Here is a 13,612-nt window from a genome sequence, read left to right on the forward strand (position 1 = left end):
GGGACAGCCATGAAGCGGATCAGCAGCATGATCGGATGGTTCAAAAACCAGGAGCTTGCAAGAAAGCTTATTCTCATCAACTTTATACTTGTCATGCTACCGCTCAGCATTATGGGCTATTTCGCCTTTAGCAGATTCGCGGCTACGCTGGAGCAGAAGGTCGGCGATTATCAGCAGCAGACGATGAAGCAGCTCACGTTAAACCTCGATACGTACATGGCGGAGCTGGACCGCTTGACGCTCATGCCCTATCAATATGAGCCTATCATTGCGTTCCTGGAGAGCAAGCGCGACCATGGGCAGGCTTTGACGCTCGAGGAGATTAAGCAGCTCAACGGGTTCGTTTCGCAGGTTTTTCTGAACGGCCGGATTGATATTGTCGGCGTTTCTTTGTTTGGCGAAAGCGGCGCTTCCTATGTCGTGCTGCCCGAGAGTCAATATGTAACCACCTATAAGCTGGACGAGAATGCGCAGTGGCTCAAAAATGAGCAGATGAGCAACGGGCAATCCACTTTTATCGCAACCCATAATATTCAGTCGACGAGCGGAACGGTTTTCCCTGTCTTCTCTATAGCAAGGGAGCTGCGCAGCTTCGACAGCGGAAAAAAACTCGGTTATATCGTAATCGATGTCGCGCCATCGGTTATCCACCAGATTCTGTCCCAGGTTACGCTTGGGAATCGGGATGCGATTTATATTGCCGATCAAAACGGAGGCCTAGTCGCGGGCAAGGAGCATGCGCAGCCTATTGCGGCTATCTCGTCGCTGCTGCAGAACGGACAGCGCGAAGGCGTAACCCATGCGGCTGTGAATGGCGAGAGGCAGCTTGTTTCCTATGTAACGTCCTCCGTAACCGATTGGAAAACAATCGGCATCGTTCCGGTAGCCGAGCTGATGAAGGACAGTTTCCTCATTCGCAATTCCATTATGCTGCTCGGAATCGCATGCGTAGGTCTTGCTATGCTTATGTCGGTCTTTCTGGCTTTCCAGATTACAAAGCCGCTGCGCGGGCTAATCAAGCTGATGCGCAAGGTAGAGCATGGCGATTTGCTCGTATCGTTCCCGGTCAAGCAATGGGATGAGGTGGGGCATTTGGGCAAAGCGTTCAATACGATGGTCTCGAAGCTGAGCGAGCTGGGCTATTTGCTGTATGAAACGGAAATACGCGAGAAGGATGCTCAGATAGCCGCCCTTCAAAGCAAGATCAATCCGCATTTTCTATACAACACGCTTGGCTCGATCAGTATGTATGCAGAGGTAGAGGGCAACCAAGAGGTCGTCAAAATGACGAACAATTTAAGCAGGCTGCTGCGCTACAGCTTGAACGGCCAGAAGGAACGCGTGAGCTTGAAAGACGAGCTGGATCATGTGAGGGGTTATATGACGATTCAAAAAATGCGCTACGAGGATCGAATTGATTTTCGTCTAGATTGCGGAGAAGCAGCATTGGCCTGCAAGGTGATACCGCTAATCATTCAACCCATCGTAGAGAACGCGATTAATCATGGAATCGACCAGGGGATCGGCAGCGGAATCATTTCGTTATCCTGCCGGATGGGCGAAGGGCTGCTGCGAATCGTCATTGAGGATGATGGCATAGGCATGACCGAAGAGAAGCTTGGTGCAATTCGGCGCAGATTGCAATATTCGAAGGATCTTGGCGGGAGCAGCGGAAATGGACTGTTGAACGTGCATCGCAGAATTGTTCTTCATTACGGCGAGTTATACGGCTTAAGCCTAGAGAGCATGCCTTACCAAGGCATGAAGGTTGTATTGACGCTGCCGGCTGTTCATGAAGGGTTGCATAAAGGGAGGGAGGATATCCATGCCTAGAATCGTAATCGTCGACGATGAATCCATTTTTCGAAAAGGGCTGCGCAAAATGATTGCCGAGCTTGATCCGCAATGGGAGGTCGTCGGTGAAGCACGCGATGGCTATGAAGCGCTGCAATTGGTAGAAGAGCTGCTGCCTGATGCGGTTCTAACGGATATACGCATGCCCCGCATGAACGGCATACAGCTGCAGCAGCTGCTGCGCGAGAGATTCAGAGACCTGCTATGCGTTGTCATAAGCGGCTTTGATGATTTTATATATATCCAACAATCGATGAGGCAAGGCGCAATGGACTATCTGATGAAGCCGATCGAGCGCGAGGAGCTGGGGAAGGTGCTTAGCCAGCTGCGGGAGAAGGTTGTTGCGGAACAGCGCCGCCAAGCAGATCCGGCTATCGCCGTCAAATCGCATCGCGAGGAGCACCGGATCAGACAGCATGTCAGCGAGCATCTGATTACGGCTCTGCTCAGAGGAAGCGTGAACGATGCCGACTTGGAGCTGCTTCGTTCGATCGGTATCGTTTTTCAGCATCGCTACTTTGCTTGCATGGTCATTAAGCTGGACAAAAGCTCGATCGGCAGCGAACGTTACAACCGTGCCGACCCTTCTTTATTCCAGTTGTATATCCAGCAGCTCGTGCAGGAGGTACTGAGCAGGCGGGTAAACGGCTACTGCTTCGTCATGTCGGAGACAGAAGTGGCAGCGCTGATCAATATTCCCGACCGCGAGCAGTCGATGGTTGACATAAGGGAAATAGGCGAGAGCATTCGCAGGCAAATGACATCTCTGTCGAACATTACGGTGACAGTCGGCATCGGTCAAGCTGTCGAAGGCTTTAAAGCGATTGCAGGGTCTTATAACGAAGCAGAGATTGCGCTGCTCCATCGTCTTATTATTGGCGGGGATAAGGTAATCGCTTACGGCGAGCTCGCCCGGGACGACCGTTTGTATAGCGATTTAAGCTCATCGTCTTGGGAGCTGCTGGAGCAAGCCGTCCACAAAGGGAAGCAGGCTCAGGTGGCAGAGGCCGTACACGCATTTGTAAGCGAGTTGTGCAGCAAAGCCCATTCGCCGGAAGTGGTTCACCAGCAGCTTTGCAAGCTTCTGCTTCATTATTACGAAACGGCGGGGAAGCTGGGAATGACAAAGGAATGGCTGGGCAGCAAGGATATAAAAGCCGTGCTGTTTCACATTTGCTCCATTTCCTCACGCGAGGAGCTGACAGAGGAGTGTTCGTTCTTGCTCGTCCGGTTGGCGGGATGTATCGCAGAGAACGTCGCGCAGCCCGAGCGTGACCCGATTGAAAAGTCGATTCGATACATTGAGCAGAACTATGCGAACGCATTGACGCTCAAAGAAGTGGCCGATGCCGTATATTTGAATGCGGCTTATTTCAGTACCTTATTCAAGCAGCGGATGGGCAAATCGTTTATCGAGCGGTTAACGGAAGTACGGATACATGAAGCGAAGCGGAGAATGGCTCAAACCGATCAAAAAATAGCGGCTATCGCAGAGCATACCGGCTTCGCCAATATCCGCCACTTTAACCGCGTGTTTAAAAATGAAACAGGAATGTCGCCTAAACTGTACCGCGATCAGCTGCAAGCCGGAGCTAACCCGAACAGTCAATAAGAATCAATAGGCCACGTACACCTGTATGTCTTGGTCATAGTTGCCGAACTGCTTGCCGAACATGCTTAATCCCCCGCTATGGGTAGCCGTTTCAGGTGCGCAGATGCGGAAGCGGATATCCTCGTTAAGGGCAACCGCCAAGTCTTCTACGCTTTTGGCAGACATGCGGATGCCATCGATATAGGAGCCTTCGGCATCGATGGTTATTTGCTTGAGCAAGCCGTGCTGCGTGCCAAGATCCCACCAAGCGGGAGTATATACGCCTTTGACAGCGCCGAAGTCACCGGGACAGGTCCAAGTGCCAAGACAGACGTCATTCAAATAGAAGGAAAGATCGGACGGCCAATTCTCGTTGTAGTGGGGAGCTTCCGAGCAGATTTCGAGCGAGATGGAAATGCTCCGAATCCGCTGCTTCCCGACTAAATAATTAGGGATGCGGTATTCGATATAGCCGCTGCCAAACCAAAGATGGCAAGCCTTTACATGCTCAGGATCCGAGAAGTAACGCGGATCGTCGACCATGCCGATGATTTTGGTATCCGAAGAAAGGCCGCAGGTCGGCTTTACCTCATAGGAGGAATACTGGCCGATTGGAATGGATACCGCGTAGCGGTTCTGATCGGCTTGTTCTTTTACCCGAAATTGCAGCGTTGCCGATTCAAGCGTCAGGTGGCATATTTTTTGCCGGCCACGCGTGCTGGGCACGCTCTCCGTCGTTATAATAGTAGCTTCTTCTAGCTTCTGGATATGTTTGGTTACGATGGCGGATGAAATGCCAAGCGCTTCTGCCAGATCCTTAATATTCATCGGCTTGATGTTCAGTAATTCAATAATCTTTATTCGCGTATCCGAAGAAAAGCATTCAAGAAATTTTAAATTGCTGCTATTAACCTCGATGTTCATAACTCGCTCCTCGTATTATGTGCTTTTGTTATTATATAACTTTGAGGTTAATCATACAACTTTAAAGTTTACGATTGCTGAGGCTTCTTTAGAATCATTAAAATGTTCCGTATACCGATACAATATACCTATTGTTATTTAGGCTAAAGGACAAACTGCACATATACTGCACATTTAAATGTTCTTCCGATCGCCATTGCTCAGGGATTCCTTTGAATCAATAAGTAATGGTTGGAATCCCTTCACAAAAACGACCGCTGACGCTTCTCCAGAATCATTTACATGCTCCGTTTACCATCATTTGCTGAAAGGTGCAGCAGCAGATCAAATTCAAAAAAATGGATATCCCTGCATCACTATTTCTGCTGTCCAAAACGGTGAGTCGCACTTCCATTTTTCAAGAAACGTTTTTTTGTTTTGCAAAATGAAGAAGAGGCGTCCCTAAGTCAATTATGACTTTGGAGACAGCCCCTATTTACAACGAATTGCAACTATACACAGTATACGTCGATCTCTTATATTGGACGGCGAAAGCTCGTCGAAGCATGAGCGGCCTGGATTAATAAAGTGAAATGGTCAGCGTATCGCGTTCGAAATAGGAATGAAGCGTCGCCTCGCTGCCTACGATCTCTACGCTTATGAGTGATTTGAGACAGGTTTTCAGCGCGTTTTTCCCCGTAGTCAGCTTGCGGTTCAGAACGGTGGAAAGTTTTTCGATGGCTTGTTTATTTGTATCGGTCAAATAGACGGGTATCGTTTTATTTTGGAACATCAGCATGGTTTTCATAGTAAGGACCTCCATCCCGCGAAGGATTTTTTTTATTAGTGTAACTTACAATTATTAAATAATTCTTAAAATTCGGTGAGTATTTGGTTACAATGCTGTAACTTTTGGGCAAAACGCCTTATATTGCTCGCATTTTGGCGGTCAAACCCGCCGTTCCGATGCCTCCAGCTGCTTTTTGCGAAACTGAGAAGGTGTACATTTCATCATTTTGCGAAATACTTTAACGAAGTAGCTAATATGATCGAAGCCAACATCGAGCGCTACAGCCGATACTTTAAGCTCGGGACGAAGCAGCAGGTCGGCCGCTTGCCTGATCCGATAAGCATTTAAGTATTCGATAGGCGTCTGTCTCGTCATTGTTTTGAAGAAGCGGCAGAATTGACCCTCGCTCATCGGAATCTGATCGGCGATTTCGACGATGCGGACCGGCCTGTGGAAATTTTGCTGCATATAAACAATGGCTTTCTTCAGCCTGTCGATTTTGGTTGTGTCGGACGTGCTTGTTTCGCTCCGGTTGCAGAAGCGTCCTTCTGCCGCAATTTCATGAAGCATTAAGTAGAAGTGGCCTTTGACGGCTGTTTCAAGACCTCTTGACGGCGTCTCGCAAATGTCCATGATGCTGTGCAAATGGCGAAGCAGCGCGGTTTCCCATTTGGTATGGGGCTGAATATGTCTAGGAAACGTGCGTTTCTTGTCCTGAAGCGGCGAAATGTATTGCTCTTGCACGGCGTCATAGCTTGCGCTTGACAGCAAATGGGTGTCGAAGACGATCGCGCAGAAGGAGCAGGCCTTGTCACCAAGCGCATGTCCGGCATGAATATCTCCGCCGTCAATAAAAACGGCCTCGCCGGCTCGAACGGGAAAATAATCGGTATCTACCTGAAACAGCACTTCCCCTTCAAGCACATAGAAGAATTCAGCCTCTGCATGCCAGTGGCAATCCAGGACGGGAACGCCAGGCTCGCCATGTTCGATCCAGTAAGCGGCAAGCGGGAACATGTTGTCGCCATGCAGACGGTCTTCCTTTAATGAATGGCGCGTGGTTTGATCCATTTTGGAAACGGCCTCCTGTGTTCGTAAAGGGTGCGATGGCCTAAGTAGAGGCATTTCGTCAAAATAGTGCTATAGTTGAGCATTATTCTGTTAGATTAGTTCGATTCATAATCAGTATAATGCAATTATGTAGGAATGCAAATAAAACAAACAGGAAGGTTGGTTCAGTCCATGAAATTTACAGACGGTAACTGGCTCATTCGTGATGAATACAAAGTATTGGGAGCCGTACAAGTACATGATTTCGAGCAAAATGAAGGAAAGCTGACGGCTTACGCTTCTCCGCAGCCAATCGTAACACGCTCCAATATGCTGGATACGATGCTGTTAACGGTCCATTTCCATTCGCCGCTTCCAGGCATTATCGGCGTAAAGCTCGTGCATCATGCCGGCGTGACAGAGAGCGGACCGGTATTCGAGCTTTCCTCGCAGACGGGAAACCATGTTGTTATTGAAGAAAATGACGAAGAAGCCGTGCTAACAAGCGGCAGCCTGAGCGTTCACATTCGCAAAGGTCCGGTATGGGCAGTCGATTTCTACCGCGACGGCGAGCGCATTACGGGCAGCACGCAGAAATCGATGGCATATATTAAAGAAGACAACGGCAATACCTTTATGCGCGAAGAGCTTGACGTCGGCGTAGGCGAATGGGTATACGGCCTTGGCGAACGCTTTACGCCATTCGTAAGAAACGGGCAAGTCGTTGATCTATGGAACAAAGACGGAGGCACAAGCTCCGAGCAATCGTACAAAAACGTACCTTTCTACATTACGAACAAAGGCTATGGCGTATTTGTCAATCATCCGGAGCTTGTATCGTTTGAGATCGCATCGGAGAAGGTAAAAAAAGTGCAGTTCAGCGTGGCTGGCGAGTCACTTGAATATTTCATTATCGATGGCCCAAGCATGAAGGAAGTACTTGGCAAATACACGGATTTGACGGGCAAGCCGTCCCTTCCGCCAGCTTGGACGTTTGGCCTGTGGCTAACGACTTCCTTCACGACCAACTATGATGAAGCAACCGTTAACTCATTCGTAGATGGAATGGCGGAACGTGATTTGCCGCTGCATGTCTTCCATTTTGACTGCTTCTGGATGCGTGAATTCCACTGGACGGATTTCAAATGGGATGAGCGCGTCTTCCCGGATCCTGTCGGCATGCTGTCGCGCTTGAAAGAAAAAGGGCTGAAAATCTGCGTATGGATCAATCCATATATCGCGCAGCGCTCCCGTTTGTTCGCAGAGGGCAAGGCAAACGGCTATTTAGTGAAGAAACCAAACGGTGACGTATGGCAGTGGGATCTATGGCAGCCGGGCATGGCACTCGTTGACTTCACGAATCCAGCCGCATGCGAATGGTATGCCAGCTACCTGCGCGAGCTTGTCGACATGGGCGTTGACAGCTTCAAAACAGACTTCGGCGAGCGAATCCCGACTGACGTCGCTTATTTCGACGGATCCGATCCGATGAAAATGCACAACTACTATACACAGCTCTACAACAAAGTGGTATTTGAAGTGCTTGAAGAAAAGCTTGGCAAAAACGAAGCTGCTTTGTTCGCCCGTTCAGCTACGGCTGGCGGACAAAAGTTTCCCGTTCACTGGGGCGGAGACTGCTATGCGGATTATGAATCCATGGCGGAAAGCCTGCGCGGCGGATTGTCGCTCGGCATATCAGGTTTCGGATTCTGGAGCCATGACATTGGCGGTTTCGAGAATACGGCTCCTGAGCATGTATTCAAGCGTTGGCTAGCGTTCGGCTTGCTGTCCAGCCACAGCCGCCTTCACGGAAGCAAATCGTACCGAGTGCCTTGGGCTTATGACACGGAAGCCGTGGACGTTACCCGTTTCTTTACGAAGCTGAAATGCCGCATTATGCCTTATCTGTTCAATACGGCTGTACAAGCAACGGAGCTAGGCTTGCCTTCCATGCGCGCAATGGTGCTGGAATTCCCTGAGGATCCGACTACCGAGGTTCTTGATCGTCAATATATGCTTGGCGACTCCTTGCTGGTGGCTCCGATCTTTAATGAGCAAGGCAAGGTCACATATTATTTGCCAGCTGGCAAATGGACGCATCTGCTATCCGGGGAGATCGTAGACGGCGGTTCGTGGCGCAAGGAGAAACATGATTTCTTCAGCCTGCCGCTATTCGTTCGTCCGAATTCGATCATCGCGCTTGGCGCTAACGATGTCCGTCCCGACTATGACTATGCAGACGGCGTATCGCTGGAGCTTCATAATCTGGAGGATGGAAAAACGGCAGCAACGATTGTTCGCGACGTAAAAGGAGCAACAGCATTAACGGTTACGGCTAGCCGCCAAGGGAATGCGATTTCCGTTCAAGTCGACGGCAGCGGCAAACCTTTCTCGTTCGCGCTGAAGGGCCTTGGTTCAATCGTTACGGTAGACGGCGTTACGGGTGAAGTGGATGGCAGCGTTCTGAAGCTGGCTTCCGGACCAAACCAATTGGCGTTTACCATTCATATCTAACGATACAAGCAGCAGCTCTTTCACAGTCTTTAACGGACTTGAGGGGGCTGCTCCTCTTTATTCGGGAGAAAGACGAGCATTTACCAAAATCGCATAAGAAAATGTTAATAAAACAGCTGTTTTTCACATGCCACTGCCGATATAATGAAAGTCGGAAAGCAAAATCAAATACATCAAAATAATAGATACGAGGGAGTGCGGCTCACATGACACGAATGAATGTTGGTTTGCAGTTGTACACGGTACGGGATGCTACGGCACAGGATTTCGAAGGCACGCTTCGCCAGGTTGCGGCTATGGGCTACGAAGGCGTCGAATTCGCAGGCTACGGAGATATCAAGGCTGAAGCTATGCGTGATTTGCTGCAAGAATTGAACCTGAAAGCAATCGGAAGCCATATTGGCTTGCATCTTCTAGAAAGCCAACTTGACGAAGAAATCGCTTATCTTCAAACCATTGGAGCTAAATATGCGATCTGTCCATGGCTTCCAGCCGATTCACGCGATACAGACGCATGGCGCAACCATCTCGTCAAATTCGAAGAGTATGGAAAGCGTTTCCGTGAAGCGGGCATTTCTTTCGCTTACCATAACCATGATTTTGAATTCGAAGTGGAAATTGACGGTCAAATCGTGTTTGATGCAATGTATGAGCGCATCGATGCGCAGTACCTGAAAGTTGAAATGGATATTGGCTGGGTGCAATATTCCGGCGTTGATCCGCTTGCTTACATTGCGAAGTACGCAGGACGCTTGCCGCTTCTGCATTTGAAAGATTTCCGCGCAGGCGAAAAGGGCCAGCAAATCGATACCGTAGAGCTTGGCAGAGGCGACTTGCCGCTGCTGGACATTATTGAAGCGGCTTCGAAGGCTTCGGTAGAATGGTTGATCGTGGAGCAGGACACTTGCGCGAACCCGCCGCTTGAAGCTGTTGCGGAAAGCATGGAATGGATGAAAAAAAACTTTTTAAACCAATAATCTAACTTAGAATGGATAGGGGAAAAATTTAATGTCTAAAGTACGCGTAGCAGTTATAGGTTGCGGTTCCATCTCGAAATACCGTCACGTTCCGGAATATGCGGCTCATGATAACGTTGAGCTAGTCGCTTTCGTTGATCCGATCATCGAGCGCGCAGAGCATTTCGCTAATCTCCATGGCGGCAAAGCATTCACGGATTATGAAACGATGCTGGCAGAGATCAAGCCGGATGCGGTAAGCGTATGTACGCCGAACGCGCTGCATGCTTCGATGTCCATTACAGCGGCTAACGCTGGCGCACACGTGCTGGTAGAGAAGCCAATGGCCGTAACAGACGAAGAAGCAGAAGCGATGATCGAAGCGGCTAAGAAAAACGGCGTCCACCTGATGGTTGGCCATAACCAACGCTTCATGCCGCCGCATGTTAAGGCTAAGCAAGTTTTGAAATCAGGCATTCTTGGCAAAGTACTCACATTCCGCACATCGTTCGGTCACCCGGGACCCGATGCTTGGAGTATTGACGGTGCAGAGAGCTGGTTCTTCCGCAAACCTGAAGCGATCATGGGCGCTATGGGCGATTTAGGCGTTCATAAATCCGATCTCATTCGCTGGATGCTCGATGATGAAGTGTCAGAGGTTGCTGGCTTTGTAGGCACGCTGGACAAAAAAGACACTGAGGTTGACGATAACGCTTCTTGCTTGCTTCGCATGAAGAGCGGCGCAATCGGCACGCTTGTGGCTAGCTGGACTTACTACAAAGGCGAGGACAACAGCACGATTCTATGGTGCGAGAACGGCGTCATGAAAATCGGTACGCATCATGATGATCAAGTTATCGTTGAGCTTCGCAACGGCACGATTGAGAAGCATAAGGTTGGAGCGATCTCCACTAACGATAAGCAAGAAACAAGCGGCGTAGTCAATGCTTTCCTTGAGAGCATCCTTACGAATACGACACCTGCTGTTAGCGGCGAAGATGGCCGTGCTTCCTTGAAAGTTATTCTGTGTGCTTTCGAATCGCAAGCTACAGGCAAATTCATTAGCGTAAACTAATTAGCGGAATACCTCCGGCAAGTTGGCAACGGCCAAACCGCCGGAGGTATTCTTTTTTGAACACTATCTTGCATTGTAGAATAGTATGTGTTAAATTGGAAAAAAGAGAAAACAGCCGTAACCAACTATACTGTATTAATGAATAGTAAACGATGCATCATATTATTTATTTTGAAGCGAATGTTTCGTTCGTTCGCTTACGGAGGACAGGGAATGAACATCCAATTTAAAAAGGGCGTGCTGGAAATTTGCGTTCTCGTACTGGCTACGAGAGGCGACCGGTATGGATACGAGCTTGCTGTCAAAATATCCGAGAAGTTCGAGGTAGCCGTTGGCAGCGTATATCCGTTGCTCAGCAGATTGACGCAGGATGGATATTTCTCCACTTATTTGAAGGAATCCAACGAGGGACCGCCCCGCAAGTATTATCAATTGACGCAGGAGGGCTGGAGCCATATGCGCAGGCTGATTGCGGAATGGGAAAGCTTCACGCAATCCGTAAATGAAATTATAGAGGAAGGTCTGAAGCCATGACGACGAGAGATAGATATATGTTGGAACTGGAAGGCATGCTCACCATCATTCCGGAGCAGCAGCGCAAGGAATGGCTTTATGATTATTATATTCACTTTCAGCAAGCGGTCGAGAACGGACAGAGCGAAGAGGATGCTGCGCTTGAGCTCGGAGATCCAAAGCTGATCGCTAACGAAATATTGCTAGGCTACCGCGTAGACCAGGCAGAGAGCACGAGCAGCTTCGGTAAGCTGTCGAAAGCGGTGTTCGCGACAGTAAGTCTTGGCTTGTTCAACATTATATTCATATTGGGGCCATACCTCGCGCTCGCTGCGGTCATTCTTTCATTATGGGCGGTTGCGGCATCCATCGGCCTTGCAGGCTTGGCGATTATTGCGGAGAGCCTTGTCAATGAAACGTTCAGCATGCCACAAGCTTTGACTGTAAGCATCATTACAACCGCTATCGCTATATTGCTTTTCATTGGATTAAAAGCGCTGACGGCTTCGTTCTATAAAATGACGTTAAAATATTTGAAATTCAACACAAGAATGGTAAAGGGGAATAACAAATGAAGAAGCTGGCTGCTATCGCAATCATTATGCTGGGAATCGGTATCATCTGCGCGTTTTTCGTTTTTAATGAAAACGACCTGATTAAGTTTAAAGGTGATACCTATACGGATGAAATCACGGTGGATGCTTCCGATATTAAGTCCATCCATGCGGAAACAGATACCTTTGATATTACATTCGTGCACAGTGATTCGCAGGATGTAAAGATGAAACTTGAAGGCAACGTTAGTAAGAAGCTAAAGGATAAAATCATTTTCAAAGCAGATAAAAGGGGAGATACACTCTATATCGTCGGCGATACGAAAAACGGCATTAATTTTGGCATTTCGATCGTAAACCTGAAAATGACCATTGAACTGCCGGATAAAATATGGGATACCTTCGATGTGGAGTCGGATACCGGTAAGATTAATATCGACCAAATCCAAGGTAACAAGCTGCTCCTTTCGGCGGATACGGGAAATTTGAACATTGCCAATTACAGCTTCAAGCAGATCGAATTCGATACGGATACGGGGAACGCGACGTTTACGGATGGAGAAGGAACGATCAAAGGCGAGACGGATACCGGTAATATCCGTTTGGATGCCGCTCAATTGCTGAGTGACGTGTCCTTCAATACGGATACAGGCAATATAACGGTCAATGTCGACAAACAACCCGATTCCGCATCAATTAAGATTAAAAAAGATACGGGAAGAAGCCAGATCGACTGGTCGGGATTTGAGATTGACAAGGAGTCCGGTAACACCGTAGAACGCTCTATCGGTTCAGGTGATATCAATATCAGCATAGAGTCGGATACCGGAAATATTAAGCTGGGGAACCGTTGAAAAATAAAAATGCAAAAGCAGGCTTTGGACAATATTGTCCAAAGCCTGCTTTTTTGTATGTCTGCCGTCTCGGGTATCCGATTTGCAGCATATAATGTAACAACTGTTCATCCGAAAGGAAGGGATGCAAGATGGCTGTCGAACGCAAAAACTTCCGTAGGTTTACTTATGCGGAGTATGTTTCTTATTTGAAGCCTTTTCTTACGAAAGTAAAATTCTCGCAGATTCATGTACATGGTACGTGGAAGCCAACGATTGCAGATTACCGCAGAGCATCGGACAAGATGAAAATCATCCAAGCAATGTGGCGGTTTCACGCCGTCACCCAAAATTGGGGAGATATTGCCCAGCATGCGACGATCGATCCGGACGGCTATATATGGGAGGGCCGCTCGCTGCTTGAAGCCCCCGCCTCGGCGGTTGGTTATAATGATTCGGACAATGACCGTATCCATCCATTCATGTTCGAGATGATCGGAAACTTTGATACCGGAGCAGAAACGCTCGAGGGAGCTCAGCTTGCCACAGCCGTTAAGCTGACAAGCCATATTGCGAAGGAGTGGAAGCTGCCGGAATCGCAAATTAAATTCCACCGCGAAATGAATCCGGCCAAAACATGCCCAGGAAGCTCGGTTAACAAAGCCTCGTTTCTGGAGCTCGTTCGTGATTGGAGGGATATCGATATGAGCCCTTCCGATGCAAATAAAATCATTTCGACATGGTTGTCTCCGGCTTGGTTCGCAGCTGCAACGAAAGCAGAGCGCGAAGAGATTCACCGTTTGGCCAATGAGCTCAGAAAAGCAAGCGGACAGCTATAAAAAGGCGCCAAATCAGCTGATGAGCATATTCTCATAAAGCAGCAGCGGTGCAGTTTTGCGGGCTGTTTTCATGCAATTGCCAGTTTTTGTGTCATGAATCGGCCAAAACCCCATGGTAAGATAAGTGGCGTCGGGAAGAA

At 48.6% G+C, this 13,612-nt stretch carries 12 protein-coding genes; 9 read left to right on the plus strand and 3 right to left on the minus strand.

Annotation, left to right across the window (positions count from 1 at the left end):
* Positions 1-9 precede the first annotated feature (9 nt).
* Positions 10-1,833, plus strand: a complete 1,824-nt coding sequence (locus AC0YN3_RS09210) for a cache domain-containing sensor histidine kinase (protein ID WP_475774789.1) — start codon at positions 10-12, stop codon at positions 1,831-1,833.
* Positions 1,826-3,466 carry a response regulator gene (locus AC0YN3_RS09215; protein WP_475774790.1) on the plus strand — a complete coding sequence of 547 codons (1,641 nt, stop codon included), beginning with the start codon at positions 1,826-1,828 and terminating at the stop codon, positions 3,464-3,466. Before AC0YN3_RS09210 ends, AC0YN3_RS09215 begins: the two co-directional genes overlap by 8 nt.
* A gap of 3 nt (positions 3,467-3,469) precedes the next feature.
* Here the strand turns inward: AC0YN3_RS09215 and AC0YN3_RS09220 are convergent, their stop codons facing one another.
* The 3 genes from AC0YN3_RS09220 to AC0YN3_RS09230 form a co-directional block, all read right to left on the minus strand.
* Positions 3,470-4,369 carry an ArsR/SmtB family transcription factor gene (locus AC0YN3_RS09220; RefSeq protein ID WP_475774791.1) on the minus strand — a complete coding sequence of 300 codons (900 nt, stop codon included), beginning with the start codon at positions 4,367-4,369 and terminating at the stop codon, positions 3,470-3,472.
* A 559-nt stretch (positions 4,370-4,928) separates the two neighbouring features.
* Positions 4,929-5,156, minus strand: coding sequence for a 3-dehydroquinate dehydratase (locus AC0YN3_RS09225; protein ID WP_138754710.1), 228 nt, complete (start codon positions 5,154-5,156; stop codon positions 4,929-4,931).
* 141 nt (positions 5,157-5,297) lie between these two features.
* Positions 5,298-6,209 carry an AraC family transcriptional regulator gene (locus AC0YN3_RS09230; protein WP_475774792.1) on the minus strand — a complete coding sequence of 304 codons (912 nt, stop codon included), beginning with the start codon at positions 6,207-6,209 and terminating at the stop codon, positions 5,298-5,300.
* Between the two features lie 171 nt (positions 6,210-6,380).
* On the opposite strand from AC0YN3_RS09230, the gene yicI reads away from it, so the two are divergent.
* The 7 genes from yicI (at position 6,381) to AC0YN3_RS09265 (ending at position 13,472) form a co-directional block, all read left to right on the plus strand.
* Positions 6,381-8,702 carry an alpha-xylosidase gene (gene yicI, locus AC0YN3_RS09235; protein WP_475774793.1) on the plus strand — a complete coding sequence of 774 codons (2,322 nt, stop codon included), beginning with the start codon at positions 6,381-6,383 and terminating at the stop codon, positions 8,700-8,702.
* A gap of 206 nt (positions 8,703-8,908) precedes the next feature.
* The gene (locus AC0YN3_RS09240; protein ID WP_475774794.1) at positions 8,909-9,679 is read left to right on the plus strand and encodes a sugar phosphate isomerase/epimerase family protein; all 771 of its coding nucleotides are present in this window, start codon (positions 8,909-8,911) and stop codon (positions 9,677-9,679) included.
* A 31-nt stretch (positions 9,680-9,710) separates the two neighbouring features.
* A complete protein-coding gene (locus AC0YN3_RS09245) occupies positions 9,711-10,733 on the plus strand; it encodes a Gfo/Idh/MocA family protein (RefSeq protein WP_475774795.1) in 1,023 nt (340 codons plus the stop codon).
* Positions 10,734-10,946: 213 nt separating this feature from the next.
* A complete protein-coding gene (locus AC0YN3_RS09250; RefSeq protein WP_183559080.1) occupies positions 10,947-11,267 on the plus strand; it encodes a PadR family transcriptional regulator in 321 nt (106 codons plus the stop codon).
* Positions 11,264-11,821, plus strand: a complete 558-nt coding sequence (locus AC0YN3_RS09255) for an HAAS signaling domain-containing protein (RefSeq protein ID WP_475774796.1) — start codon at positions 11,264-11,266, stop codon at positions 11,819-11,821. The genes AC0YN3_RS09250 and AC0YN3_RS09255 overlap by 4 nt, the downstream gene beginning before the upstream one ends.
* Entirely contained in the window at positions 11,818-12,654 is an 837-nt protein-coding gene (locus AC0YN3_RS09260; protein WP_475774797.1) for a DUF4097 family beta strand repeat-containing protein, read from the plus strand. The genes AC0YN3_RS09255 and AC0YN3_RS09260 overlap by 4 nt, the downstream gene beginning before the upstream one ends.
* Before the next feature lie 131 nt (positions 12,655-12,785).
* Positions 12,786-13,472 carry a peptidoglycan recognition protein family protein gene (locus AC0YN3_RS09265; RefSeq protein ID WP_475774798.1) on the plus strand — a complete coding sequence of 229 codons (687 nt, stop codon included), beginning with the start codon at positions 12,786-12,788 and terminating at the stop codon, positions 13,470-13,472.
* Positions 13,473-13,612 lie beyond the last annotated feature (140 nt).

The organism is Paenibacillus sp. J22R232 (genome assembly GCF_056269165.1).